The sequence below is a fragment of the Paenibacillus septentrionalis genome (assembly GCF_042659865.1).
Classification (GTDB): domain Bacteria; phylum Bacillota; class Bacilli; order Paenibacillales; family Paenibacillaceae; genus Pristimantibacillus; species Pristimantibacillus septentrionalis.
Genome location: NZ_JBHSTE010000001.1, coordinates 592836 through 619484, shown reverse-complemented (window position 1 = coordinate 619484; position 26649 = coordinate 592836). Strand labels below are relative to the sequence as shown.

24 protein-coding genes and 1 other annotated feature are annotated in these 26649 nt (G+C 44.7%); of the genes, 18 read left to right on the top strand and 6 right to left on the bottom strand.

Annotated elements, in window-relative coordinates:
- Positions 1–51 precede the first annotated feature (51 nt).
- From secD to ACFP56_RS02805, 12 genes are all read left to right on the top strand, one after another.
- Entirely contained in the window at positions 52–1287 is a 1236-nt protein-coding gene (secD, locus tag ACFP56_RS02860) for a protein translocase subunit SecD (RefSeq protein ID WP_379230910.1), read from the top strand.
- Positions 1277–2212 carry a protein translocase subunit SecF gene (secF, locus tag ACFP56_RS02855; protein ID WP_379230908.1) on the top strand — a complete coding sequence of 312 codons (936 nt, stop codon included), beginning with the start codon at positions 1277–1279 and terminating at the stop codon, positions 2210–2212. The genes secD and secF overlap by 11 nt, the downstream gene beginning before the upstream one ends.
- 198 nt (positions 2213–2410) lie before the next feature.
- Complete coding sequence (locus ACFP56_RS02850) at positions 2411–2803, top strand: cation transporter dimerization domain-containing protein (protein ID WP_379230906.1); 393 nt, start codon at positions 2411–2413, stop codon at positions 2801–2803.
- A gap of 30 nt (positions 2804–2833) precedes the next feature.
- The gene (gene recJ, locus ACFP56_RS02845) at positions 2834–4837 is read left to right on the top strand and encodes a single-stranded-DNA-specific exonuclease RecJ (protein WP_379230904.1); all 2004 of its coding nucleotides are present in this window, start codon (positions 2834–2836) and stop codon (positions 4835–4837) included.
- 41 nt (positions 4838–4878) lie between these two features.
- Positions 4879–5406, top strand: coding sequence for an adenine phosphoribosyltransferase (locus ACFP56_RS02840; protein ID WP_379230902.1), 528 nt, complete (start codon positions 4879–4881; stop codon positions 5404–5406).
- A 187-nt stretch (positions 5407–5593) separates the two neighbouring features.
- The gene (locus ACFP56_RS02835) at positions 5594–7780 is read left to right on the top strand and encodes a RelA/SpoT family protein (protein WP_379230900.1); all 2187 of its coding nucleotides are present in this window, start codon (positions 5594–5596) and stop codon (positions 7778–7780) included.
- A gap of 15 nt (positions 7781–7795) precedes the next feature.
- The gene (gene dtd, locus ACFP56_RS02830; RefSeq protein ID WP_379230898.1) at positions 7796–8248 is read left to right on the top strand and encodes a D-aminoacyl-tRNA deacylase; all 453 of its coding nucleotides are present in this window, start codon (positions 7796–7798) and stop codon (positions 8246–8248) included.
- 213 nt (positions 8249–8461) lie between these two features.
- Positions 8462–8709, top strand: a binding site (T-box leader).
- Positions 8710–8996: 287 nt separating this feature from the next.
- A complete protein-coding gene (gene hisS / locus ACFP56_RS02825; protein ID WP_379230896.1) occupies positions 8997–10247 on the top strand; it encodes a histidine--tRNA ligase in 1251 nt (416 codons plus the stop codon).
- A 61-nt stretch (positions 10248–10308) separates the two neighbouring features.
- Positions 10309–12111, top strand: a complete 1803-nt coding sequence (aspS, locus tag ACFP56_RS02820; RefSeq protein ID WP_379230894.1) for an aspartate--tRNA ligase — start codon at positions 10309–10311, stop codon at positions 12109–12111.
- Positions 12112–12141: 30 nt separating this feature from the next.
- Entirely contained in the window at positions 12142–12879 is a 738-nt protein-coding gene (locus tag ACFP56_RS02815; RefSeq protein ID WP_379230892.1) for a tRNA threonylcarbamoyladenosine dehydratase, read from the top strand.
- 261 nt (positions 12880–13140) lie between these two features.
- Positions 13141–13923, top strand: a complete 783-nt coding sequence (locus tag ACFP56_RS02810) for a class I SAM-dependent methyltransferase (protein ID WP_379230890.1) — start codon at positions 13141–13143, stop codon at positions 13921–13923.
- A gap of 56 nt (positions 13924–13979) precedes the next feature.
- Entirely contained in the window at positions 13980–15293 is a 1314-nt protein-coding gene (locus ACFP56_RS02805; RefSeq protein WP_379230888.1) for a replication-associated recombination protein A, read from the top strand.
- A gap of 143 nt (positions 15294–15436) precedes the next feature.
- Here the strand turns inward: ACFP56_RS02805 and ACFP56_RS02800 are convergent, their stop codons facing one another.
- From ACFP56_RS02800 to ACFP56_RS02780, 5 genes are all read right to left on the bottom strand, one after another.
- Positions 15437–16030: a DUF4362 domain-containing protein gene (locus ACFP56_RS02800; RefSeq protein ID WP_379230886.1), complete on the bottom strand. Its 594-nt coding sequence runs from the start codon at positions 16028–16030 to the stop codon at positions 15437–15439.
- A gap of 277 nt (positions 16031–16307) precedes the next feature.
- The gene (locus ACFP56_RS02795; protein ID WP_379230884.1) at positions 16308–17180 is read right to left on the bottom strand and encodes a tetratricopeptide repeat protein; all 873 of its coding nucleotides are present in this window, start codon (positions 17178–17180) and stop codon (positions 16308–16310) included.
- Positions 17181–17214: 34 nt separating this feature from the next.
- Positions 17215–18177, bottom strand: a complete 963-nt coding sequence (locus ACFP56_RS02790; protein ID WP_379230882.1) for an ATP-binding protein — start codon at positions 18175–18177, stop codon at positions 17215–17217.
- A 311-nt stretch (positions 18178–18488) separates the two neighbouring features.
- A complete protein-coding gene (locus tag ACFP56_RS02785) occupies positions 18489–19601 on the bottom strand; it encodes a copper resistance D family protein (RefSeq protein ID WP_379230880.1) in 1113 nt (370 codons plus the stop codon).
- A 1-nt stretch (position 19602) separates the two neighbouring features.
- On the bottom strand, positions 19603–20181 hold the full coding sequence (locus ACFP56_RS02780; protein WP_379231761.1) for a copper resistance CopC family protein: 579 nt from the start codon (positions 20179–20181) through the stop codon (positions 19603–19605).
- A gap of 252 nt (positions 20182–20433) precedes the next feature.
- Here ACFP56_RS02780 and ACFP56_RS02775 point away from each other — a divergent pair, with 252 nt between their 5' ends.
- Positions 20434–21588 carry a hemolysin family protein gene (locus ACFP56_RS02775; RefSeq protein ID WP_379230877.1) on the top strand — a complete coding sequence of 385 codons (1155 nt, stop codon included), beginning with the start codon at positions 20434–20436 and terminating at the stop codon, positions 21586–21588.
- An 80-nt stretch (positions 21589–21668) separates the two neighbouring features.
- Here the strand turns inward: ACFP56_RS02775 and mnmA are convergent, their stop codons facing one another.
- On the bottom strand, positions 21669–22769 hold the full coding sequence (gene mnmA / locus ACFP56_RS02770; protein WP_379230875.1) for a tRNA 2-thiouridine(34) synthase MnmA: 1101 nt from the start codon (positions 22767–22769) through the stop codon (positions 21669–21671).
- Between the two features lie 174 nt (positions 22770–22943).
- Between mnmA and cymR the strand changes: the two genes are divergently transcribed.
- From cymR to ACFP56_RS02745, 5 genes are all read left to right on the top strand, one after another.
- Positions 22944–23372, top strand: a complete 429-nt coding sequence (cymR, locus tag ACFP56_RS02765) for a cysteine metabolism transcriptional regulator CymR (protein ID WP_379230873.1) — start codon at positions 22944–22946, stop codon at positions 23370–23372.
- A 15-nt stretch (positions 23373–23387) separates the two neighbouring features.
- Positions 23388–24545 carry a cysteine desulfurase family protein gene (locus ACFP56_RS02760; protein WP_379230871.1) on the top strand — a complete coding sequence of 386 codons (1158 nt, stop codon included), beginning with the start codon at positions 23388–23390 and terminating at the stop codon, positions 24543–24545.
- A 129-nt stretch (positions 24546–24674) separates the two neighbouring features.
- Entirely contained in the window at positions 24675–25211 is a 537-nt protein-coding gene (locus ACFP56_RS02755; protein ID WP_379230869.1) for a PRC-barrel domain-containing protein, read from the top strand.
- A 12-nt stretch (positions 25212–25223) separates the two neighbouring features.
- Positions 25224–25427 carry a hypothetical protein gene (locus ACFP56_RS02750; RefSeq protein WP_379230867.1) on the top strand — a complete coding sequence of 68 codons (204 nt, stop codon included), beginning with the start codon at positions 25224–25226 and terminating at the stop codon, positions 25425–25427.
- A gap of 114 nt (positions 25428–25541) precedes the next feature.
- Positions 25542–26612, top strand: coding sequence for an AI-2E family transporter (locus tag ACFP56_RS02745; protein WP_379230864.1), 1071 nt, complete (start codon positions 25542–25544; stop codon positions 26610–26612).
- The last annotated feature ends 37 nt before the right edge of the window (positions 26613–26649 follow it).

Here is a 26649-nt window from a genome sequence, read left to right as displayed (position 1 = left end):
GTTCCATCTGTATAATAGGAATATTGAGATTTTAAGGGGGATATTAGACGTATGGTTATAAAAAGATTGCTTGCCTTTGTCGCAGTGGTTGTTGTTCTATTTGGCGCAATCATATGGACAAGCCCTTCAATACTAAAAGATGTAAAACTAGGATTGGACTTAAAGGGTGGATTTGAAGTGTTGTATGAAGCCTCTCCTTTTGACGAGGGAGGAGTAGTAACCCCAGAAAGCCTCAAGCAAACAGCGAAGGCGCTTGAAAAGCGAATTGACCAATCTGGAGTCGCAGAGCCTGAAATTTTACCAGAAGGAACAAATCGTATTCGCGTCCGCTTGCCAGGTGTTGAGAATGAAGAAGAAATTCGAGACCTGCTTGCTAAGCCGATTAATTTGACGTTCCGTGCCCCAGACGGCACCATCATGCTCGATGGAAGGGACTTTAAGGAAAATAGCGCAGGAGTTGCAAGAGATAATCTCAATCGTCCGATTGTTACGATTGAGTTGAAGGACAGCAATAAACTTTATGAAGTAACGAGTCAATTAGTCGGACAATCATTGTCCATTTATTTGGATGAGGAGCTCATTTCCGATCCACGAGTAAATTATCCAATTCCCGGAAGTTCAGCGCAAATTTCACTTGGTGATTCTAAAGTTTCAGAAGCCGAGTATTTGCGTGACCTGATTAATATGGGTTCTTTGCCATTGAAGCTGACTGAAAAATATACGCAAAGCGTTGGTGCGAAGCTTGGTTTGCAATCATTAAATGATACCGTTAAGGCTGGCGTTATCGGATCGTTAATCGTGTTGTTCTTCATGATGATCGTGTTTAGAGTTCCTGGTGTTGTTGCTTCTATCTCGATCATTACGTATGCGTGGCTGTTAGTACTCGTCCATAATTGGCTTGGCGCTACACTGACTCTGCCAGGTATAGCAGCGTTTGTCCTCGGCGTCGGGATGTCGGTGGACGCTAATATTATTACAGCTGAACGGATTAAAGAAGAGATTCGCAGCGGAAAAAGCATGGCATCCAGCCTGAAAGCGGGCTCGAAAAACTCCTTCCGTACCATCATGGATGCTAATATTACGAGTATTATTGCTAGCGCGGCACTATATGTAATTGGAGACGGTGCTATAAAAGGCTTTGCGCTTACGATGATTTTCAGTATTATTGTCAGCGTAATAACGAATATTTACTTGTCACGCTTCCTGCTTTCTATGCTTGTACACAGTAATGCATTCATGAAGCCAAAATACTACGGGGTAAAGGAGGAAGATGTGCGTGCGCTTTGAGACAAATATTCGGTATGATTTTGTAAACAACCGTAAAAAGTATTTTATGTTTTCAACGATTTTGATAATAATTGGTATCCTTTCGTTGCTAATTTTTCAGCTTAATCTAGGCATCGATTTCAAATCAGGTACAACGATGGATTCGGTGGCGGAGCGTTCTGTTCAGCAGGAAGAGGTTATTGCTGTCCTCGATGAACTTGGCTATAGCGAAGTGCCGACTGTTGGCGGAACGAACAATGATCGCATTTCGATCCGTTTTGGCGAAGAGCTGTCAAATGAGCAGACTCGTGATATTCAAACTGCATTCAAGACTGCTTTTGGTGAAGAAACGTCTTTCGAAATAAACGTTGTATCCGCTGATCTGGCTCGAGAGCTCGCGATCAAAACAATTTGGGCGATTTTAGCAGCGTCCCTTCTTATTATGCTATATGTTATGATTCGCTTTGAATGGCGTTTTGCTGTATCTGCCAATATCGCGATCTTATATGACTGCTTTGTCGTCGTGGCATTGTTCTCCATCTTTCGATTAGAGGTTGATTTACCATTTATAGCTGCGGTTTTAACCACACTTGGTTATTCAATTAACGATAAAATCGTTATTTTTGACCGAATCCGTGAAAACTTACGATTCAACCCAGCTAAAAACGAAAAGCAGCTTGTTGAGCTTGTGAATGCAAGTATTTGGCAGACAATGGCTCGTAACTTGTATACCGTATTGACGGTATTAATTGTAACGGTGTTTATTTTCCTATTCGGTAGCGAGTCAATCAGACTGTTCTCGCTTGCAATTCTAATAGGATTAATTAGCGGAGCCTATTCGACGATCTGTATTGCAAGCCCATTGTGGTTCGAATTTAAGAAAAGAGAGAAAAAGAAAAAGCCGACTGGCGGACCTGTTAGACAGCCAGATCAGCCAATCGTATAGCAGCTTATAAGTGATGGATGAGGACTGGCTATGGTACGAAAAACCATAGTCAGTTTTTTCTTGACGTCCCATATGTATAAAGTTGTGTATATGCGTACTGGTAATTGATGCAGACTTTCTTTGAAGCTATGATATAATTAGTAGTTGTAATACATGAATGATCATAAATATAAGTATCGAACGATCTAGGAGGATATTATGTCTACTGATGTTGATAAGGTGAAGCATCTACTACAGCGTCTGAAGCAACGGATCTGGAATAAGCCTCGCGCATCAAATGAGCAGGGAGCCGTTGAGAATAGCGAAGACATTAAAAATGTAGTGCTGAGAATGATGGGTGTAATTGCCGTAGAGTCCTGTGAGGCTCGAGAGCAAGGACATTATGTAGTGGCAACCTTAACGATCAATGTTAATCCGAAAATTACTGTGCAGGAAGGCTACGAGATCGGGCAGCGTGTACGCTGGCTGCTGATGCACCGCTTCACGCATTTGACCGATGTCGTGATTCATGTGAAGCCGTTCGCACCAGAATATCCTTATAAAAGCAATGAAACTGGCTCCCAGGAGGAGTTTTCTACAATCTTGCAGTAGTTTGTGTCTATAAAGAAAGGGGCTGTCGATATGGTGAGTCGAAAATCGCGTTGGCAGCTTGCATCATGGTCGGACGATTTAGAGGAATTAGCGAAGCGATTAAGTAAAAAGCTAAGCATACCGACGCTCGTAACGAAGCTTCTTATTCAAAGAGGTTATCGCGATGAAGCAAGCATAGAAACATTTTTATACGGTACGACTGCGCTGCTGCATAACCCGTTTGAACTGGCAGGGATGCAGGTAGCGGTAGAACGAATTAAGCAAGCATTGGATAGAAAAGAAAAGGTACGGATCTATGGGGATTATGATGCGGATGGCGTATCAAGCACCTCACTTCTATGCTACACCTTTGAACGGTTAGGTCTGGATTATGATTATTATATTCCGCACCGAATGCTGGAAGGCTACGGCTTGAATTGTGAAGCGATCGACAAGGCGAAGCAGGAAGGTGTGAACCTGATTGTTACGGTCGATACTGGTATTAGTGCATATGAAGAGGTAGAGTATGCCACTTCAATAGGCATTGATATCGTCGTTACGGATCATCATGAACCACCTGAACAGCTTCCGCAAGCGGTTGCGGTCGTCAATCCGAAACAGGGGCACTGCCCATACCCATTTAAGGGACTAGCAGGTGTTGGGGTAGCCTTTAAGCTAGCTACAGCGCTTTTGGAGAAGCCTCCGATGGAATGGAGCGGAATTGTTGCGCTGGGGACGATTGCCGATCTGATGCCGCTTGAGGGTGAGAATCGGATCTTAGTTTCCTATGGTCTAGCGGAGCTTCGTAAAGGAGAGCATATCGGTTTTAATGCACTGGCAGAAGCTAGCGGGGTGAATATTGTAGAATGCTCCGCAACAAAAATAGGTTTTGCACTTGCTCCGCGCATTAATGCTGCAGGAAGGCTAAAGCATGCCAAGCTTGCCGTTCAGCTGCTCACATCCAAACTTGAACAGGAAGCGATAGAGCTCGCGACACAGCTTGATTATTTGAATAAAGAAAGACAGCAGATTGTAGAGGATATGGTGCTAGAAGCTGAGGCACAGTGGCTTACAAAAAAACAGCTTGCAGAGAAAAACGGACAAGAGGAGCCACCTGTCATAGTTGTCGCAAAAGAGGGATGGAATGTAGGCGTAATCGGTATCGTTGCATCAAAGCTGCTTGAACGCTATTACAAGCCAGTTCTTGTATTTGGCATAGACAAGCAAGCAGGTTCTGCCAAAGGATCTGCACGCTCGATTGAAGGTTTTGATCTGCACGCTGCATTAACCGCATGTGAGGATCTGCTGCTTCATTATGGCGGTCACCAAGCGGCCGCAGGTATGACGCTTGAAACGGAAAAGCTGAAGCAGCTGGAGATTAGGTTAAGCGAGCTTGCCAAGCAGTGGCTTACTGAAGAAGACTGGATTCCTACATTAAGCATTGATCTTGCCTGTGAGCTGTCTGAAGTCTCAATTGAAACGATTGATCAGCTTTCCCTGCTTGAGCCGTTTGGCATGAATCATCCTTCGCCCCGCGTGCTGATTAAAAGTGCAACCTTAAGTGAACGCAAAGTGATCGGCAAGGAAGGCAAGCATTTGAAGCTGCAATTAAAGGATCGTGGAAAAACCCTCGATGTTATCGGGTTTGGAATGGGTGAGTACGAGCAGGCGCTGAAACAACATGATCGTCTTCAAGTTGTAGGTGAGCTGTCGATTAATGAATGGAATTCGATACGCAAGCCACAACTTCAATTATTTGATCTTCATGTCGAAAAAGATCGATTAAGAGTATTCCCTTCGAGAGAACAATTTGGTATCATTTATCAGTACATTCGTAAGCAAGGCATAATAGCAAAAGCAGGTTTAACAGAAAAGCTCAGCTCGTTGAGCGGGCTTGGCAGAGCTGAAATCGAGCTTATTATAGATGTGTTTGAAGAGCTGCACTTTATTGTTCGCACGCCTACTCATATTGAGGCTGTAACAACTCCACAAAAGCGTGAGCTGACAAGCTCAGCTCGATATAAACATGCGTGGCTTCAATTTGAAGCGAACTGACTCCTGCAAACAATTAGATGGCGAAGAAAGGATTGAATTCGTTGACCAATTCAACTGTTAATTTCAAAGATTATATTCGAGTGATTGAGGACTTTCCTACTCCAGGCATTTCCTTTAAAGACATTACAACGCTGTTAAAGGATGGAGAAGCCTACAAAGCAGCCATTCAAGCGCTTAAAAAGCAGGTTGAGCATTACAATATTGATGTAATCGCTGGTCCTGAGGCGCGCGGTTTCGTTATTGGAGCACCTCTTGCGCTGGAGCTTGGCGTTGGTTTTGTTCCTGTACGAAAAAGCGGCAAGCTGCCAAGCAAGACAATTAGTGCAAGCTATTCACTTGAATATGGAACAGACCAGCTTGCAATGCATGAGGATGCGATCAAGCCAGGACAGCGTGTGCTGATCGCAGATGATTTGCTTGCAACAGGCGGAACGATTGCAACGGTTGTTGATCTTGTGAAGCAGCTGGGCGGCGAAGTAGTCGGAACTGCGTTTCTAATTGAGCTTGAGGAGCTTCAGGGCAGAAAGAAATTTGAAGGCATTGACGTACAATCGCTGGTAACTTACTAGGTGATAATAGGATAATCGGAGACCGACTAAATTTTGTACCATTGGGTTTGCCATGTACATGATTTAGCGGTCTGTTTTTTTAATCGAGCGTTGACGTAATATGCTATTAGAAGGCATAATAATGAGATAAGTATTGATGAGCTCGGAGAAATGAGTGAATGTCTGGCTTGGAAAGGGAAATTGGATCATGGGCATTGAGCAATTAATTGAGAAAGCATCCGTTTATATGAAAGAGCAAGATCTCATGCTGATTAGAGAAGCCTATGATTTTGCTGATCAGGCTCATAAAGGGCAGGTACGCAAATCAGGAGAGCCCTACATCCTGCATCCACTTGCTGTGGCGGATATTGTGCTGGATATGCATCTTGATGTGATATCTATCGTTACGGCACTGCTGCACGATGTTGTGGAGGATACCACGGTTGATTTGCAAACCGTTCGAGAGAAGTTCGGCGAAACATGCGCGATGCTGGTTGATGGCTTGACGAAGCTGGAAAAGATTCGTTTCCAGTCACGTGAGGAGCAGCAGAACGAAAACTACCGCAAAATGTTTGTGGCGATGGCTCAAGATATTCGTGTCATTATTATTAAACTAGCTGACCGACTGCACAATATGCGCACGCTAAAATTTCAATCTGAGGAATCACAGCGTCGTATTGCATATGAAACGTTGGAGATTTTCTGTCCGATCGCGCACCGTCTAGGTATCTCCGCAATTAAATGGGAGATGGAAGATATTGCGCTTCGCTATCTAAATCCTCAGCAATATTATCGCATTGCAAATTTGATGAAGAAAAAACGTGTTGAACGCGAAGCATTTATTGAGGATGTTGTCAGCATGATTCGTGAAAAGCTGGCGGAAATGGGCATTGAGGGCGATATTTCGGGTCGTCCGAAACATTTGTATAGTGTCTATCAAAAAATGACGACGCGCAACAAGCAATTTAGTGAAATTTATGATCTATTTGCGATCCGTGTGATCGTTGACAATATTAAGGATTGTTACGCTACGCTTGGCATCATCCATACGTTATGGAAGCCGATGCCTGGCAGATTTAAGGATTATATCGCAATGCCTAAGGCAAATATGTACCAGTCTCTTCATACAACGGTTATTGGACCGAACGGAGAGCCAACAGAGGTGCAAATTCGCACATGGGATATGCATCGTACAAGTGAATACGGGATCGCCGCCCATTGGGCCTATAAGGAAGGTAATCTTGTTCCTGATGCCAGCTTTGGCGATAAAATGACCTGGTTCCGTGAAATTTTGGAGCTGCAGCAGGAAACGAAGGATGCAGCTGAATTTATGGAATCTCTTAAAATGGACTTTTTCTCGGATCTTGTATTCGTCTTTACGCCAAATGGCGAGGTGATCGAGCTCCCTGCGGGATCTGTTCCGCTGGATTTTGCATACCGCATTCATACAGAGGTCGGAAACCGTACAATAGGCGCTAAAGTAAATGGGCGGATTGTACCGCTTGATCATAAGCTGAAAACAGGCGATATTGTTGAGATTTTAACGTCGAAGCATTCCTATGGACCTAGCTCGGATTGGCTTAAAATTGCTCAATCCTCCCATGCAAGAAGCAAAATTAAGCAATGGTTCAAAAAGGAAAAGCGTGAGGAGAACGTTGCAAAAGGCCGTGATCTCATTGAACGCGAGCTGAAACGTCTAGGGTTGGAACCGCATATGTGGATGACCGACGAGAAGATGCAAGAGGCCGCAGCAAAGTTTACGTTTAACGATATAGAGGACATGCTTGCAGCGATAGGCTTCCAAGGCATTACTGCTGCTCAAATTGTGACCAAGCTTACCGAAAAGCTGCGCCGCGAGCAAGAGGAATCCAATCAAATTGAGTTGACGAATGAAGTTACTGAGATTAAAAGCAGCTCTCATGCTAAGCACAGTAAAAACAATAATAATGGCATAAAAGTAAAAGGCGTTGAAAACTTGCTTGTTCGTTTTGCACGCTGCTGCAATCCGGTTCCAGGTGACTTGATTATCGGTTACATTACCCGTGGTCGCGGTGTTTCTGTTCACCGTATGGACTGTCAGAACATTCCGTTTGGCACGGATCATGAGGAAGTGGATCGCGTTATCGAGGTAGAATGGGTTGATTCTATCAACGCCAACTATAGTGTCGATATCGAAATTACCGGCAGTGACCGTCGCGGCTTGCTGAATGAGGTGCTGCAGGCCGTTTCAGAAACGAAAACGAATATTAGTGCCGTTTCAGGCCGTACCGCAAAAAATAAGATGGCGGTTATTCATATGACCGTGCTTATTAGCAACACAGAGCATCTGACAAGTGTCGTAGAGAAAATTAAACGGATCAAGGATATATATTCGGTTCAGCGCATTATGCAATAAAAGGAGTTTTGGCTGGTGAGAGTTGTTGTACAGCGAAGCAAGGAAGCAAGTGTGACTGTTGAAGGCAAGCAAATAGGGGCAATTCCCTACGGGCTTGTGTTGCTTGTTGGAATTGCACAGGAGGATACTGAAAAAGACGTGAAGTGGATGGCGGACAAAATTGCGGGCTTGCGCATTTTTGAAGATGAGCCGGGTGTAATGAATTTGGACGTCACAGAGGTCGGAGGCTCTATTCTCTCGGTCTCACAATTTACACTATACGGAGATTGCCGCAAAGGACGTCGACCGAACTTCATGAGAGCAGCGCGTCCAGAGCAAGCGCTTAAGCTGTACGAGCATTTCAATGAGCTGCTTCGCGCGAAGGGGCTGACCGTTGAGACCGGACAATTTGGTGCAATGATGGATGTGCAGCTGCTTAATGACGGCCCGGTTACGATCATTGTGGAAACGCCAAGTGATGGTGAGTAGCGCTTTCTTTTTTGTAATCTGATTGTAATGTTACGATAATATATTATTAATATCGGGGATCTATAATAATAGTCGACCCCCTTTTTAATAATAAATTATTAATAGCCTGTGGAGATGCCACAGGTTTTTTTCTGTCTTTTTATTGATAGGCAAGCGTCCTGCTTGACTTTCCACTATGCGGCAAGTAAAATAGGTTATCAGATACAAGTGAATAGCTATTTGATGATAGGAAGAAGTAGCTCAGCAACCGATGTTGCCAGAGAGAGATGCCGTAGGCTGCAAGCATCTTAACAGCGATTGAGTGAATAACATCCTTGAGAACATGAAATGAACGGCATCGTCTTGATGAGCTAGTAGTTTTGTGCGCGTTACGGGCGATATTCGTATAGAGCGAACGTTGATGCAAGGCATCAAGTTCGGAATGTGGGTGGTACCACGGGAGCTACACTCTCGTCCCTTTTGATGATTCAAAAGGAACGGGAGTTTTTTTGTGCTTACTTACTATAAGCCAATTGGAAATTTCGCTTTAGTGCAGGGAAAAGTTTTGAGCTTATGCTTTCGGGGTAACTTTTCTTGCGAGAAGTTGCTCAGTGAAGCTAGAAAAGTTTAAGTTGATGCTTCCGAGGTAACTTTTCTTGCGAGAAGTTGCTCAGTGAAGCTAGAAAAGTTTAGCTTAGGCTTTCGAGGTAACTTTTTCTTGCAGAGAAGTCACTCGAAGAAGTAGAAAAAGTTTGTAGGAGGGTTTGTTATGTCTTTCCAAAGATCTCCTGGTACGCAGGATATATTGCCAGGTGTTGTGGAAAAATGGCAATATGTTGAGTCCAAAGCTCGTGATATTTGCCGCCGCTATAACTTTCGTGAAATCCGCACGCCGTTGTTCGAGTCTACTGAACTGTTCCATCGCGGTGTAGGGGAAACGACCGATATCGTAGAGAAGGAAACGTATAACTTTACCGATCGTGGCGATCGCAAGCTGACGCTTCGTCCTGAAGGTACGGCTGGCGTTATGCGTGCCTATGTCGAGAACAAGCTGTACGGTGAGCCTGATGTATCGAAGCTGTATTACATCGGTTCGATGTTCCGTTATGAGCGTGCGCAGGCTGGGCGATATCGTCAATTCAACCAATTCGGTGTAGAGGCTGTCGGTTCAGTTGATCCAGCGCTTGATGCTGAGGTTATTGCGCTAGGTTATACGTTCTACACGGAGGTTGGCTTGAAGGGTGTGCGTGTTGAGATCAACTCGGTTGGTACGCCTGAGGTTCGTGCTGCATTCCGCAGCAAGCTGCTTGCTTTCCTGGAGCCGATGCGCGAGCATTTGTGCAAGGACTGCCAAAGCCGTATGGACCGCAATCCGCTGCGTGTACTAGATTGCAAGGTCGATCAGCATAAATTCACTGATGCGCCGTCCATTCTTGACAGTCTCGATGAGGAATGCGAACAGCATTTTACGAAGGTACAGCAGCACTTGAGCGATATGGGTATTCCATTTGATATTAATCATCGTCTTGTGCGCGGCCTCGATTACTATACGCATACGGCGTTTGAATTCAAGGCTGAAGGAATTGGCGCGATCGACACAGTAGGTGGCGGCGGGCGCTATAACGGGCTTGTTGCGGATATCGGCGGTCCCGATCAACCAGGCGTTGGCTTTGGGATTGGCTTGGAGCGAACGGTTATGCTGCTAGAGCACCAAGAGACAGAGCTGCCTGACCTGACCTCCATTGATGTATACTTGGTTGCGCTTGGCGAGGCTGCAGATCGTGAAGTGACTAGGCTTGTCTATGAGCTTCGTACAGCAGGCATCCGAGCTGAACGTGACTACCAAGGCCGCAAGATGAAGGCGCAAATGAAATCAGCTGATCGCTTGAAAGCAGCGTATACCGCGATTTTAGGCGATGATGAGCTGGCTAATGGTGAAATAACACTTAAGAATATGGCAACTAGCGAGCAAAGATCGGTGAAGCTTACCGAGCTGGCGGCAGCCCTATCGAAAAACTAAATTCAGCATTATCCAATCCAGCAATTTTGGATTAACTATACAAATGAAAGAGGGACATGCAATGTTAAAAACAGCAAACTGCGGCACATTGTCGCTTGCAGATGTAGGCAAAGAAGTCATTCTAAACGGCTGGGTACAGCGTCGCCGCGACCTTGGTGGCGTACTGTTTATCGATCTTCGTGATCGTACAGGTATCGTGCAAATCGTATTCAATCCTGATTTTTCTGGTGAGGCGCTTGAAATTGCAGATCGTGCGCGCAGTGAGTACGTGCTTGCAGTTAAAGGTCAAGTTGTTGAGCGTGATCCAGAAACATTTAACGACAACTTGTTTACAGGTAAAATCGAAATTCGCGTAACGGAAATCGAAATTATGAATGCGGCTAAAACTCCGCCATTTGCAATTGAGGATGGCATCGAGGTTGATGAATCAATCCGCTTGAAATATCGTTACTTGGATCTTCGTCGTCCAGAAATGCAGCAAACGCTTATGCTTCGTTCGAAAGCGGCTAAAATTTTCCGTGATTATTTGGATGAAAACGGCTTTATGGATATTGAAACACCAATTTTAACGAAAAGCACGCCAGAAGGTGCACGTGATTATCTTGTTCCTTCCCGTGTTCATGAAGGGGAGTTTTTTGCCCTTCCGCAATCTCCACAAATTTTCAAGCAGCTGCTAATGGTTGGCGGTATTGAGCGTTACTATCAGATCGCGCGCTGCTTCCGTGACGAGGATCTTCGTGCAGACCGTCAGCCGGAATTTACACAAGTCGATATTGAAACATCCTTCTTATCGCAGGATCAGCTGCTAGACATGATGGAGCAATTGATGGCGAAGCTGCTTCGTGAAACAGTTGGCGTAGAGCTTCAGCTTCCATTCCAACGCATCACGTACAAGGATGCAATGAACAAGTATGGCTCTGACAAGCCAGACCTTCGCTTTGGTCTTGAGATTGAGGATATTACAGATATCGTGGCTGGCAGCGAGGTTAAGGTTTTTGCAACAGTTGCTTCCAAGGGTGGCGTAGTTAAAGCTCTTAATGCGAAAGGCTGTGCAAACTGGAGTCGTAAGGAGCTTGACGACCTTCAGCCGTTTGCAGCACGCTATGGCGGTAAAGGTCTAGCTTGGATTCAAGTGAAAGACGGCGAGTGGAGAGGTCCAATCGTTAAATTCCTTAAAGAAGAGGAAATCGCAGCGCTTACTGAGCGTCTAAACGTTGAAGAAGGCGATCTGCTTACGTTCTCTGCAGATAAACCCAAAGTCGTTGCTGATGTGCTTGGCAACCTGCGCTTGAAGCTTGGTAAGGATCTAAATCTTATTAACGAGTCTGAGTTCAAATTTGCTTGGGTCGTTGACTTCCCATTGCTTGGCTATGATGAAGAAGCGAAGCGTTATGTGGCTGAGCATCATCCGTTCACACGTCCAAATGAGGATGATATTGCTTACTTCGATACAGATCCTGGTCAAATTCGCGCACAAGCGTATGACTTGGTATTGAACGGCTATGAAGTTGGTGGCGGCTCGATGCGTATCTACAAGCGCGATGTACAGGAAAAAATGTTCAAGGCGCTTGGTTTTACGATGGAAGAAGCGCAAGAGAAATTCGGCTTCCTGCTTGATGCATTCGAATACGGTACGCCTCCACATGGCGGTATTGCTTTTGGTTTCGACCGTCTTGTGATGCTGCTTGCTGGTCGCACAAACTTGCGTGAGACGATTGCATTCCCTAAAACGGCTAGTGCAACAGATCTATTGTGCGATGCTCCGTCAGAAGTGGAACTGTCTCAGCTAGAGCAGCTTCATATTCGTACGGTTGTGAAGCCTAAGCCTGCAGCTCAACCTGCAGCTACTGGTCAAGCAGAATAGCAGCCTGGATAAAAGGGGGAGCTCATTAACATGCTACATCAATTTTCACGAACTGAGCTGGCAATCGGTCCTGAAGGGCTAGACAAAATGAAAAACAGTACGATTGCCGTTCTTGGCATCGGGGGCGTAGGCTCTATAGCAGCGGAGGCTTTGGCTAGAACAGGAGTTGGACGCATTATTCTGATTGATAAGGATGTCGTAGACATTACGAATATTAATCGTCAAATTCATGCGCTTACGACGACAGTGGGCCAGCCGAAGGCTGATCTGATGCGTGATCGCATTAAACTGATCAATCCTGAATGTGATGCAATTTCGCTTCGCATGTTCTATACGGAAGAGACGTATGAAAAGCTGTTTGAATATGAGCTGGATTATGTTGTAGATGCGTCGGATACGATAATTTACAAGGTGCATTTGATTAAGGAGTGCCTGAAGCGCAACATCCCGATTATTTCGAGCATGGGTGCGGCAAACAAGATGGACCCTACGCGCTTCCGCATCGCAGACATCTCTAAAACGCACACGGATCCTATTGCGCGTGTCGTTCGCACGAAGCTGCGCAAGGATGGCATTAAAAAAGGCGTGAAAGTGGTCTTCTCTGATGAGGAGCCAATTAAGCCGCGAGAGGATGTAACGCAGCGTATCGTACCTGACAATGCGCCAGAAATTCGCAAGGCGCAGCAGCCGCCTTCCAGCAATGCCTTTGTCCCAAGTGTAGCAGGGCTATGCATGGTAAGCGAGGTTGTGAAGGATCTATTGAAGTAACGGTTAAGCAACTCGAATGGAAATGGCTATTGCTTAACGTCACTCTAGGAGCTGACAAGTCAGGCATTTGCGGACATGTTGTTTAACTAGTCAAGCTGCTGCGGGTAGAATATGAAGTGTCTTAGAGACTATCTAAGCCAGGTATAGGAAATTTTCTTGCCTGTCACTTGGATAGTCTTTTTTACGTATATGAAGTTTATTGGACGAGAGCGAATGCATTCTGTACAATAATGGTATTGATAATGAAAAAGGGTGACCGCTATGCAATCAACTACTCGTTTTACAGGTCGTTCAAAGCAGTATGTGAAATTCCGTCCAAGCTACCCGCAGCAAGTGTTAAGCTACTTGCAGCAAACGATTGGCTGGACGAATGAGAAGCTCATTGCAGATGTTGGAGCAGGTACCGGCATCTTCACCAAGCTGTTATTAGATCAGGGAAGCCGAGTTGTCGCAATCGAGCCCAATGATGAGATGCGCCATGCATTGATTGAGTATTTAAAACCTTATCTCGTAGAAAAAGAAGCAGACAAGCAGCTGCAAGTGATGAATGGCTCCGCCGAAGCAACAGCAATTGCAGATCATGCGATTGATGGCATTGTATGCGCCCAGTCCTTTCATTGGTTTGATGCTGGATTAGCTAGAGCTGAGTTTATGAGAATGCTGAAGCCGCAAGGCAAAGTTGTACTGCTGTGGAATCAGCGTGATGTGGAGGCTTCAGCGTTCGTTCGCGATTACGAAGAGCTGTTTATGCGCTACGGCGATCAATACGACAAAGTCAAGCACAAGCAAGTAAACGTGCAGACGCTTGCTCCTTTCTATGGTGGCAAGCAGCCTAAGCTTGAGAGTTTTTATTATGAACAGGTACTGGATTATAAAGGATTGTTAGGACGAATCCAATCCTCCTCGTTTAGTTTAACGGAGCAAGATGCTCGCTATGATGCTTTTATTGAAGATTGTAAAGCGTTATTCGCAAGACATGAGCAGGCTGGCGAGGTTAAGATGATCTATCGCACAGATCTCTATTGGGGAACGCTGAGCGAATAAGCAGATTGATGTGTAAAATGGTTCACTTATGGGTTCACATATAAGGAAGTGATGACTTGGATTTATTCTCATTGGAGGAAGAGCAGGCTCCTGCCCAGCACAAGCTGCTGGCAGATCGAATGCGTCCACAAACGTTGGATGAATATATTGGTCAAGAGCATATCGTTGGTCCGGGGAAGCTGCTGCGGCGTGCAATCGAAAGCGACCAGATCAGCTCTATTCTGCTGTATGGTCCGCCGGGCTGCGGGAAGACGACACTCGCTCATATTATTTCACAGCATACGAAAGCTGAATTTGTTAGGCTGAACGCCGTCGATGCATCGGTTAAGGATGTAAGAGAGGTAATTGAGCGGGCCAAAAACAATAAGGCGTTGTATGGAAAACGTACGATTTTGTTTCTTGATGAGGTGCATCGCTTCAACACCTCGCGGCAGGATGCGCTGCTGCCAGCTGTGGAGCAGGGCATCATCATATTTATCGGAGCAACAACAGAGAATCCGTTCCATCATGTAAATGGCGCGCTTATGTCTCGCTCAACCCTGTTCCAGCTTGAGTCACTAGAGCCGAAGCATGCCAAGCTCGCCATGGAGCGGGCAATGAAGGATTCCGAGCGTGGTCTCGGCTTTATGAAGCTAAAGGTGGATGAGGAAGCGCTCGAGCATTTGGCCTTAATGGCAGGAGGAGATATTCGCCGTGCCTTAAATGCGCTTGAGCTGGCAGCGGTAACGACTAGCTCAAGCGCTGATGGAACGGTTCATATTACGCTTGATATCGCGCAGGAGTCGATCCGCAAGCGCACAATCCGTGCGGACACCTCCATGCAGTACGATGTATTGTCGGCTTTTCATAAAAGTGTTCGCGGCTCCAGCGACGCAGCGCTTTACTGGTTTTTGTATGCGGTGGAGAAGCTGGGCATGGACCCGATGACGTTTTTGCGACGTCTCATTGTCGCTTGCAGCGAGGATATCGGCCTTGCAAACCCACAGGCAATGGTGCAGGCGGTAACGGCAATGGATGCTTATCATAAGATTGGCTGGCCAGAGGCGAAATACAATATTGCCCAGGCAATTTTATTTGCAGTGGAAAGTCCAAAGTCCAATGCAACCGCAATGGCGATTGGTAAAGCCTATCAGATGATTGAGCAGTTTGGAGTCGATGAAGTGCCGCACCATTTGCGTGATACGCATTACAAGGGGGCGGAGCAGCTCGGCCACAAGGGTTATATGTATCCGCATGATTACCCTAACCATTATGTGAGGCAGCAGTATTTTCCTGATCAGATTGCCAATGTTGAGCTGTACAAGGCAACAGAGCAGGGTGCAGAGGCGAAAATTTTGATTAATCAAGAGAAAAGAAGAAGGCAGAAGTAATAGATATAATTTCAAGAGGCTGCCCAATACGTAGCTCTTACAAAAATACGCTAGGCTTAATTGGTGCTGCACCAATTAAGCCTAGCGTTTTGTGCGCATACCGCTTCCAATTGGTTGCAGGCTTAAGCCACTACCGCCCGTACTCAGCACATCGTACGTACGGCATTTGTAGACTTGCCTGTATAGATATCGATATAGTCAATTCCGGATTCGCAGGTTCCTTCTAACTCCCACTTTACCTCATACTGGTTTTCCTTTTTAGTTACCGATATGATCGTAATTGGTTTGTTAACGTATTTTATTACTGCATCCTCTGCTTCGGTTTCGGTTATTTCGTCAAGGAAAAACAATAAATATTCCTCCCGATCAGGGAAGCTAAACCCAATATCAGCGCTGCAATCACTTAGAACATATTCGGTGCGATTTGAAATTTCATTGCTAGGCCGTTTGTTAAAGCTGCTGCACGTTGTTGCTTCGATCCCTTTATGATTCCCACCAAACTTATCCCAGGTATTGTCCCGTTCATAGTGAATGTCCTGACCGTCAAATTTCAAGTCAAGAAAAATAGGATCACCCTCGTCAGTGAAGCTAACAATCGTTAGCTGGCTTTTTTTATGCTTCTGAATTCGATCGTGGAATAAATCGAGTCTATCAACGTTGGCAATCCCATCTGGTCCAATTGCGACATAACCAGCTTTTTCGGCTTCAGCGAAGGACATATCTCTATGATTTGACATTACGTTGTTATATGCTGGGCAAGAGGTGATAGCAAAGATCAGTATGAATACGAACAACCATTTTTTGAGCATTTCCATTCACCTCGCATTCCTTTAATGGAACAGACGTAATGTGCTTGGAAATGTTACAGTTATTTGTGAAAATATGTAATTTTCTGTTTCTATGCGTAAATTATACCTGAGACTAAAGCTGTTCTATTCCTCAAAGAACAAGCAAAAGCTGCCTCACATGTCATCGAAGTGACAGGAAGCAGCTTTACTGATGGTGAAGCAGATATTATTTATTGCGTCTAAACCTCCAGCCGAACACTTTAATATGGACCAGCCACTTGCTGAGCCAGTAAGCTGCAATATATAAAACTATAAATACAATAACAAGCGGTCGGAATACGATCCATGCTATGATCCAGCATAAGAAGACCTGCCACGGCTTCATGCGATTAATCCATTTGGTAGGAGTAAGAAGAATACGGTAAAAAACATACGTTTTTTGCAGCCCTTCCAAATATTCAGTGCGAATCTGTTCATTGTCTGGGTCAAGCTGAATCGCATTTTTAAGATAAAGCAGCTGGGCTTGATCGTCACCGCGCTTGTCAGCGGACCAGCTTAAATAGAGATAGACCATTTTGGATTCTGTCTCACGTTTTAGCGCTTCCTTCTCAAGCTGCTTAGCGGCATCAAAATGACCAAGCAGTGCCTCAATATAGCTTAAGGTTGCCAGATATAAAGCCTGCTCGGGCTCAAGCTCAAGGGCTATCAGAATGTGTTCATTGGCATCCTGAAACTTATTGCGTCTAAGCTCTCTGTTCGCTAACAAAAAGTAGTAGAAGGCTTCATCAGGATCAAGCTCCAGCGCCTGATCGATGATCGAATCGAACTGCTTCCAGTTTTCGGTATCATAATAGACAACAGTTTGAACATACCAGGCTTGCAGGTTTTCAGGATTACGCTGCAGCGCTTCTTTGCACCAATGAAGGGCTTGCTCATACTGCTCCTGATAGTAATGAATAAGTGCGATGGTTGAATAAGCTTCCGAGTCTTCAGGATCCTCTTGAATTAATTTTAAAGCTTCATCCAGTGCCTCTGAATATCTTTTCCATTCCATAAGCTGATGGACTCGGGAAAGCGTAACGGTATAAAGTAGTTCCACATTGATTCCCTCCTGCAATGGAGTAATAGTTTTCTTATTTTAATCCGTTGCCCTTCATATAAGCCAAAATGCTCTCATAATCACCGTTAGGATCACTGAAGGTCGCATAGTTTTTGGCAGTTGAGAACCATTCAACAGTTGTTGCTTTACGGCGTTTAGCGGCTTGCAGCAGGTCGCTTTGCTCAATCGGTTGAATGCTGCCTGTCTCAAGCGTCCGTTCAAGTGCTCGCTCAACAGCGTCGCGCACAAGCTGCTCAAGATCGGCACCAGAGAAATGCTTTGTCAGCTTGGCGATTTGATGCAGATCCAGTTTGCCTACAGGCTTGTTGTCAAGCTTAAGCTTGAGGATTAACTCACGTTCAGGCTCAGCGGGTGGCTGTACAAACATCATATGGTTGAATCGGCCAGGCCTGCGAAGAGCAGAGTCCAAATACCAGGGTATATTGGTAGCTCCGATTACAAATACGCCGCTATTGAGCGCTTGAATGCCATCAAGCTCTAGCAGCAGCTGATTAACGAGCATACGATCATGATGCTGACGCATTTGATTGCGGCTGCCTCCCATAGCATCCAGCTCATCTATGAAAATAACACAGGGCTTGTTTTCGCGGGCACGTTCAAAAATATCATGAAGATTGACTTCGCTTTGACCGACATACATCGATAGAATCGCTTGCAGCTCAATGTGCAGAAAATTGGCTTCGATCTCACCGGCAATCGAACGTGCAAGAAACGTTTTGCCACAGCCTGGTGGTCCATACAGCAGGATGCTGCCGCCAACTTCCTTTCCATACGCAGCAAAAACCTCTGGCTGCTTAATAGGCAGAATGAAATTGAGATTAATTTTTTTCTTGATGTCTTCCAAGCCACCGACGTCTTCAAAGGTTTCCTTAGGTTTTTCCGTGATGACGAGCTCCTGCTGGTCTTGATCAAAGCGCATGAGCTTGAGCTTATTGCGTCTACGTTCACTTAGTTCATCATGTCCATCATATGTCATTGAAGTATAAGCCTCCATTCACTACATTTGGTATCGTATGCTTTCATGATAGCCTATAATGGATCGGTTTGGTACTATTTGTTATTAGGGGCGGTCTGAGAACTCTGAAGAAAGCAAATGTTGCCTAAGACCATGCAAGGCGCATTGTGAAGGCGTACCGGGAGTACGTCATGCATACCAAAGCGCAGCAGGGGACGAAAAGGCGGTGAAAGGTGCCACTGTCCGACACGCCCTAAGTAAAGGAACTTGAAAAATAAAAAAGCTGCATGACATGAGTAGTATTCAAGTCATACAGCCAGTTATTGATTGATTTAGAGCATATCCAATTCTGTCGGAGCAGGTACAATGCCAAACATAACGGCAAAATATACAAAAACAATGAGCAACACACTTAGTACGACAATCCATAAGGCACTTCGCTGCTTGAAAGCAATCACAATAGTGTACAGCATTAACAGCGCAGCAGCGATAAGCAGCCCACTGCTTAAGTTCCACTGCCATATAAGCTTCAGGTCAGGTGTGAAGGAGCCCTGATAGATCATCGTAAATAAGCTTGATGGTGTTTCTGTTCGCAGCGTTTCCAGAACGTTATGCGGTGGAGCAGTCTGTCCCATAACTGCTGTAAAGCCTAGCACGACTAGAGCGAGTAGACTTTCTACCTTGAGCAACCTTCGCTGCGAGGGTAATGACCCGTTACGAGCGAGCCGCGGGTAGATGAAGCCGTTGCTGAGTGCCAGCCATAGAAGCGGCAGGATCGCAGCATGCTTTAGCAGCATCAGCTGTCCATAGCTGAGCATAAGCGCATTTGTATATTCTGGTGTTGTATAGGTCATTAGCGTAATGCCTGCGATTAGTGCGATTAGTACACATACAATTGCAAGCGGTGAAAACCACTTCAGGAAAGCAGACCAATTGGCATCATCTTGCGCAAACCAGCTTACTACAAACAAGATGCCGAGCCAGATCGCTACAGCTGTGAAGTGACCGGTATGCACAATTAGTCCATTCATAGCATCGAGTGTTGCTACATGACTACCATAACCAAGCCAAAACGTTAGCAGAAGCACTAGAATTAGTGCGACCTTCGGCATATGCCGATCTCGAGCGAATACAGGTACGCCCAAGATCGCAGCAAGACCGAGTGCGCCAAGCGTCGTCCATATCCAGGCTTCACCAATGGAAAGGTCAAGCAAAATGCTTTTCATCATGGCAGCATAGCTTAGCTTGAAGGATTCTGCGTATTCGATGGCCGTCATATGAAGCGGAATATACGAAAGCACCGGAATAGCAAGAACGGCTGTTAGGAGCAGCGCCTTAGGCACAACGACAGTTGGCTTATGGCGCTGCGGCACATTTTGCAGAATACAGCTTCCCATCGTAATGGCAAAGCATATATATAATAAAAACTCTGCGATATACGGCATGTTATTTGCGTTTACGCATTGCAAATGCAACTGCAGCTACAATAAGAATACCGATCACGACATATGGCCATACGTTGGTTGAATTGTCAGCAGCTTCGGTCTGCTCGGTAACCTGTTGATTGGAATCAGCAGCATTTGTTTCTTCTGGTTCAACATCAGTGTCTGGGGTAGGAGTAGCGGTTTCTTCCGGTTCAACAGCATCCGTTTCGGGCTCGACTGCAGCAGTTGGCTCTGGTTCAGCAGCCTGCACGGTGAACGAGTAGTTACCTTCAATCGGATGACCATCGGCTCCGATAATGTTCCATTCTACCGTATAGACACCATTAGCGAGCGGTGAGGATACTTCTCCTGTTAATTCATCATGGTTAACTGATATATTGTCAACTTGCTGAACTTCTCCTGCTTCATTTACGAGTGTAAAGGTGCTTACCGATGAAATAGTTGTATTATATTTCATTGATATTTGCGTTGGAGACTCAGCAATCGTTTCATCTGCGGCAGGCGTAGACTCGGTTAATTTGGAATGGGCGAACACCTGAACAGGCATTAACATAAAAAGTACACAGCACAACAACATCATTTTCTTCAACAGTATTTCCTCCTTAATTAGAGCGTGTCTGAGAGTCCTGATAACATTTTAGACACGCTTTATCACATTTCACTAGCATTATACCAAAGTTCTCTTCAAGAAAAGCATTCTAATCCATATAGAGTTCGAACAAGTTATGAACAAACTTAAAGAAAGTAACCTTAAAAAGGTTGTAATATCAAGCGAGCAGTACCGAATATATATGTCATAAATATGAGGAGTAGCTCAAAGGAAGGGAGGTGCGTGTCATCTGGTAATCTGGATGACATAAGAGAATTGGATGATCCCGCATCGATAGGTAGGACGTTATTGCTCATGACTCTGCTTATAACAAGCTACAGCCTAAGCGTTGTGATACAAGCATGGCTGGACAGGGGGATGATGCAGCATCGTGTAATAAATTGGATAAATCGTCACAAATGGCTGTTAAGCTTTGCTTGTTCCTTAAGCTTGCTTGCGTTAGGCATGACTGGTATGAAGCTCTCATTACAGCTGTATCAGCTTATATCGCATCAAGTTCATATTCGTTTCGAACTTCTAATGGCTGGCATGTTTTTTGCACTGGCAGGGTTGTTGCTAGTGGAGCTGCGCTATCGACAGCGGTGGATTCACTGGCTGCAGCACACGTCAACCACCAAAGAAAGTAAGACATCTTCCGCTCTGACATGGGGAGCTCCCCAAGCTGGAGACGGCATCGTTCGCGATAAAATCGCAAGAGAGGTGATGACTCCGAGAATTGATATGATCTGTCTTGAGCATCAGCAGGTTTTCGAGCAAAATATTGAGTTGGCGGTTCGACATATGCGCACGCGATATCCTGTTGTGAATGAGGATAAGGATGATATTATCGGTTTTATGCATATTAAGGATTTGCTGGCTATCTATGAGGATGAACAAGCGAGAAATGAGTGGCAAAAGTGGATTCGACCGATTATTACAGTGCCAGAGAGCATTGAAATCTCGCAGCTGCTGTCCATGATGCAAAAGCAAAAAACTCAGATTGCGTTGTTAATTGATGAATATGGCGGGACATCTGGCATGGTGACGATGGAGGATATTATTGAAGAAATTGTAGGAGATATTCAAGATGAGTTCGATCAGGAAGAGCTACGTATAGTAAAGCTGAAAACGGATGAATTTCAACTGAGTGCTATGCTTCTTATTGAAGAGGTTAACAGTTACTTTAATATTCACCTGGAGGCCGACGATATGGATTCCATTGGCGGATTTATGTATGCCAACATACAATTTCCACCTCATATTGGTCAAAGTGTCATCTATGAACAAGAAAATGAGTGCTTCATATTCACAATAACGGAAATGGATCAACTTCGAATAACTTCAGTAGGGGTAAAACGCTGCACGAACGATCTTCGCATTAATAGTCCCTTAAGGTAAAGGATATTCGATGTTGTTCAAGGATCGGTAACAAGAGTAGGCGTCATACCTCCTTGAACAACTATCGTATAGGAAATCGGTTAGCTTTTAATTTTATTGACGGTTTGGATGATACCGCCACCGAGGCAAACCTCGCCATCATACAGCACTACAGCTTGTCCAGGCGTAATTGCTTTTTGATGCTGAGCAAATGTGATAAGGGCTTCGCCATTAGGCAGCTTTTTAACCGTTACATTCTGATCAGGCTGACGATAACGGAATTTCGCAGTGCATGAAATCTCTTCAGCCTCAGATGGGACAATCCAATTCATATCGGTTGCGAGCAAGCTCTCGGAATAAAGACTTGGATGAGAATCCCCTTGAACTACATATAAAATATTGTTATCCAAATCTTTATCTGCTACGAACCATGGCTCGCCATTGCCGCTGCCGCCAATGCCTAAACCTTGACGTTGGCCAAGCGTATAATACATTAAGCCGTCATGACGGCCCTTAACCTCTCCGCTTACAATATCCACCATATTGCCTGGTTGCGCAGGCAAGTATTGAGACAGAAACTGTTTGAAGTTGCGCTCACCGATAAAGCATACGCCGGTACTGTCCTTTTTCTTGGCAGTGTACAGGCCTGCAGCTTCTGCGATTTTTCTTACCTCAGGCTTTGGCAAATGCCCAATCGGGAACATCGCTTTTGCCAGCTGCTGTTGATTCAATGCATTAAGGAAGTAGGTTTGATCCTTGTTGCTATCTACTCCACGCAGCAGTTTGGTTACGCCATCCTCTGAACGTTCGATTCTGGCATAATGACCTGTTGCCAAATAATCTGCATTAAGCTCCTCGGCTTTTTTCAAAAAATCACCGAACTTTATCTCACGATTACACATCACGTCTGGATTAGGCGTGCGACCGCGTTTATATTCCTCAAGGAAATAGGTAAACACTTTATCGAAATATTGCTTTTCAAAATTAACCGTATAATAAGGAATGCCAATTTGTTCACATACACGACGCACATCCTCTGCATCCTCTTCAGCCGTGCAATGCCCAAATTCATCGGTGTCATCCCAGTTTTTCATAAAAATGCCGATGACCTCATACCCTTGCTCTTTTAATAGAAGAGCAGCAACGGAAGAATCTACGCCACCGGACATCCCAATAACAACTCTTTTGTTAGAGTTAGACATTTTTCTCACCACCTTGTTCATTCAAGCAACACATATTGTATCATAGAACAGAAAGTTTTTCATTTAACATGTTTGAAAAGCAAGACGATTGTGAATAGATATGATACCATATATAAGAATAACCATATAAGAATAATGGGATTACAATGTTTTAACAAAGGAGTACAAAAATATATGAAAATTTCAACTAAGGGAAGATATGGTCTAACCATTATGATGGAGCTGGCTGCTAAGTTTGGAGAAGGACCTATTTCTCTCAAAAGCATTGCAGAGAAAAATAGCTTGTCTGAGCATTATTTGGAGCAGCTTATTGCACCGCTTAGAAATGCAGGCTATGTTAAAAGCATTCGTGGCGCATACGGCGGATATGTATTGTCTAAGGAACCTTCAGAGATTACAACTGGCGACATCATACGGATTTTGGAGGGACCAATTTCTCCTGTTGATTTTACAGAAGAGGATGATCCGGCTAAGCGTGATCTGTGGCTTCGCATTCGCGACAGCATTGCAAATGTTATGGATTCCACGACACTGGAGCATTTGATTAATTACAAAGAAGACGACAATAGCAACGGTGAAGAAAGCTATATGTTCTATATTTAATGGAGTGTGCGGATCATGTTGAAGACCTATTATTTTGATCATGCAGCGACAACGCCGATTCATCCTGATGTTGTAGCTGCGATGATCGACACCATGCAGCAGGGGCCGACCAATGCATCGAGCATGCATCATTATGGCCGGGCTGCCAAAGCACATTTGAATCGCTCACGGGATGCTATTTCAGCTCATTTGGGATGTAAACCAAATGAGCTTATCTTTACATCTGGGGGAACAGAAAGTGACAATCTGGCGATTGTTGGCGCCGCGCGTGCTCAAGCAGCCAAGGGAAGAAAAGGGTTGATTACTTCCTCAATCGAGCATCATGCTGTGCTGCATGCCATGCAGTGGCTGGCCGAGCATGAAGGCTTTAAGCTGCATATTATTGAGGTTGATGATACGGGCACGATTCTGCTTGATCAGTTGAAGGACAAGCTGGATGAGTCGATTGGGCTCGTTAGTGTGATGCATGCCAATAACGAAGTCGGTACGATTCAGCCAATTGTAGAAATAGGAAGGCTTGCTCATGAGGCAGGCGCATTGCTGCATGTTGATGCGGTTCAATCGCTAGGACATCTGCCGATGCAGCTCCATGAGCTGCCAGTTGATCTTATGAGCTTCTCTTCTCATAAAATCAATGGGCCGCAGGGCATAGGGGCATTATATGTTGCCCATGGAACTCCGCTAGATGCGATTGTTCAAGGAGGGTCTCAAGAACGAAAGCGCCGCGCAGGAACAGAAAATGTAGCGGGAATTGTCGGTTTTGCAAAAGCTCTTGACATTTGTGTGAACGAGCGTAAAAATTGGCAACCTTTTGTCGCCCAATTGCGTAATAAATGGGTAGAGCTGTTACAACAAGGATTGGACCAGCATCCTTTCATTATTAATGGACATGCGACAAATACGCTGCCAAACATAGTCAACATAAGCTTTATTGGAGTAGATACAGAAAGCATGCTTATGAATTTGGACATGGCAGGCATAGCTGCTGCGAGTGGTTCTGCTTGCACATCAGGTTCCTTGGAACGCTCTCATGTATTGAAGGCAATGAGCTTAAGTGAAGAACGACTGAATAGTGCAATTCGATTTAGTTTCGGAATGGGCAATACAATCGAGCAGCTGCAGGAGGCTGCCCCGATCGTTGCGAGCATCGTGAAACGTTTATCTGCATCCTAGATGCTTGGCTGGGCGAATTGCGCAGCCGGAAGCATCAGTAACATTTCAATAAATGGGCATGCTACGCTTAGCCAGACTGATTAGTGTACATCTTTTCGAACACGATGGAGTGGTTGGAGGTAGCATAACTTGATTCGATTACAGCAGCTGATTGGCTTACCCGTTATTGCAATGAATAGTGGAAAACAAATTGGAGTCGTTCAGGACGCATGGTTTGATGAGCATTGGCGCATGCAGGGTCTGGTACTTGAATATGCAAAGTGGTTTGCTATGAAGGTGCGGATCGTTCCGTGGAGCAGCGTGTTATCATGTGGCGAGGATGTTGTATTTGTAAAGGATGAATCGCAAATGGTAACAAGCAAAAGACAGCTTTTGCAGCGCGGCTTTAGTACAGGTGTCATTCATTTGAAGGATATGCCGGTCATAACGGTAACAGGATCGCAGCTAGGGCGTGTGTCAGATGTATATTTTCAGCCATTACAGGATACACAGATAGTAGGGTACGAGCTTACCGATGGTTTTGTTTCAGATCTAATAGAAGGTCGAAAGTGGCTAAAGGCTCCAAGGGATATGAATGATGTATTACTTGGACAAGATGCGATCATCGTTCCTGCTGTTAGTGAATCAGAATTGGAGCCAGTCGCAGCTTCCAATTTTAGAGGGTAGGGAGAAATGTGTATGAGATGTCCGAACTGTAATTCCAAAGATATAGGAAAAATTGGTTCCCATCAATTTTATTGCTGGAGCTGTTACATAGAGCTGACGGTGAACGGCGATAAAATGTCAGTTTATCAAGTAGAAGAAGATGGGACGCTGAGCTCGCTCGATGATTTGTTTTTTGACGAGCAGCCAGCAACTACAGATATGCATATTAACGGGTAAACGAGATCATTATATATTAAACGGCAGTCCATTTTGGATTGCCGTTTTTTGTGCTGAATAGGAATACTTGTACATATAATGACAAAGAATAGCTAGAATGAGGGTGGTGAGTATGTGGAGAGGTTTACAAAGAATAGATTATTCGTTGCATTAGTCTATACGATACTGCTGCTGTTTGTCATTTACTTTCTTCTGCTGTTAAAGCCGATTATCGTAACGATTTTTTCGTTCTTAAAGGCTGTACTTGGACCATTTATTATTGCGATGATTATTTCTTATATTCTAAATCCGGTTGTAAGTATGCTGCATGATCGAAAAGTGCCTCGGACTATGGCTGTACTGTTAATCTATGCCGTTTTTTGTACGATATTAACGGTGATTTTAGTTAACTTTATTCCGATGTTTATTGATCAGATGCAGGAATTAAACAAGCATCTCCCAGAGCTCACGATGCGAGCACAAAACCTGGTTATCGATATAAACAATAACTCATCCCTACCGGAAAGCTTCCGTGAAGGGGTAAACAAATTGCTTGTGCAGGTTGAAAAACGCGTGTCGGAAACACTATTAACCTTTGTAGACAATATTGGCGGCATGGTCAATGCATTGTTTATTGCCTTTGTTGTTCCGTTTCTTGCTTTTTATATTTTGAAGGATTTTGAAGTGTTCGAGCGAGCAATTATCAAGTATGTGCCGAAAACCCATCGTAAAAATACAATTCGTCTTCTGAAGGATGTGGATACCGCGCTTGGCAGTTACATACGCGGCCAGTTGCTCGTGTGCATTATTATTGGAACCTTTGCTTATATCGGTTATTTGTTTGTCGACATGCCTTATGCGCTGCTGTTGGCAAGTATTGTTGCAATTACGAATGTGATTCCGTATATTGGTCCATTTATTGGTGCAGCGCCGGCACTGCTTATGGCCTCTACTATTTCCGTTAAAATGATGATGATGGTCGTCATTGTCAATACAGTTTGTCAAATATTAGAGAGCAATATTATCTCTCCACAGGTCGTTGGTCGGACGCTGCATCTGCATCCGCTCATTATTATTTTAGCGGTGCTTGTAGGCGGCCATCTCGCAGGAGTGATCGGAATGATATTGGCCGTGCCGATCTTTGCCTCGGGGAAGGTCATTATTCAGCATATGTTTGCCTACTATGTCCGCCGCAAAATTATTTGACAACAGCATTTGACAGTATGTTTCGCTCTAGCTATAA

Excerpts from the sequence above, each read along its gene's own strand:
- secD (WP_379230910.1), top strand. The coding sequence starts at position 52 with ATGGTTATAAAAAGATTGCTTGCCTTTGTCGCAGTGGTTGTTGTTCTA.
- ACFP56_RS02850 (WP_379230906.1), top strand. The coding sequence starts at position 2,411 with ATGTCTACTGATGTTGATAAGGTGAAGCATCTACTACAGCGTCTGAAG.
- recJ (WP_379230904.1), top strand. The coding sequence starts at position 2,834 with ATGGTGAGTCGAAAATCGCGTTGGCAGCTTGCATCATGGTCGGACGAT.
- ACFP56_RS02835 (WP_379230900.1), top strand. The coding sequence starts at position 5,594 with ATGGGCATTGAGCAATTAATTGAGAAAGCATCCGTTTATATGAAAGAG.
- hisS (WP_379230896.1), top strand. The coding sequence starts at position 8,997 with ATGTCTTTCCAAAGATCTCCTGGTACGCAGGATATATTGCCAGGTGTT.
- aspS (WP_379230894.1), top strand. The coding sequence starts at position 10,309 with ATGTTAAAAACAGCAAACTGCGGCACATTGTCGCTTGCAGATGTAGGC.
- ACFP56_RS02815 (WP_379230892.1), top strand. The coding sequence starts at position 12,142 with ATGCTACATCAATTTTCACGAACTGAGCTGGCAATCGGTCCTGAAGGG.
- ACFP56_RS02810 (WP_379230890.1), top strand. The coding sequence starts at position 13,141 with ATGCAATCAACTACTCGTTTTACAGGTCGTTCAAAGCAGTATGTGAAA.
- ACFP56_RS02800 (WP_379230886.1), bottom strand. The coding sequence starts at position 16,030 with ATGTCAAATCATAGAGATATGTCCTTCGCTGAAGCCGAAAAAGCTGGT.
- ACFP56_RS02790 (WP_379230882.1), bottom strand. The coding sequence starts at position 18,177 with ATGACATATGATGGACATGATGAACTAAGTGAACGTAGACGCAATAAG.
- ACFP56_RS02785 (WP_379230880.1), bottom strand. The coding sequence starts at position 19,601 with ATGCCGTATATCGCAGAGTTTTTATTATATATATGCTTTGCCATTACG.
- ACFP56_RS02780 (WP_379231761.1), bottom strand. The coding sequence starts at position 20,181 with ATGATGTTGTTGTGCTGTGTACTTTTTATGTTAATGCCTGTTCAGGTG.
- mnmA (WP_379230875.1), bottom strand. The coding sequence starts at position 22,769 with ATGTCTAACTCTAACAAAAGAGTTGTTATTGGGATGTCCGGTGGCGTA.
- cymR (WP_379230873.1), top strand. The coding sequence starts at position 22,944 with ATGAAAATTTCAACTAAGGGAAGATATGGTCTAACCATTATGATGGAG.
- ACFP56_RS02760 (WP_379230871.1), top strand. The coding sequence starts at position 23,388 with ATGTTGAAGACCTATTATTTTGATCATGCAGCGACAACGCCGATTCAT.
- ACFP56_RS02750 (WP_379230867.1), top strand. The coding sequence starts at position 25,224 with ATGAGATGTCCGAACTGTAATTCCAAAGATATAGGAAAAATTGGTTCC.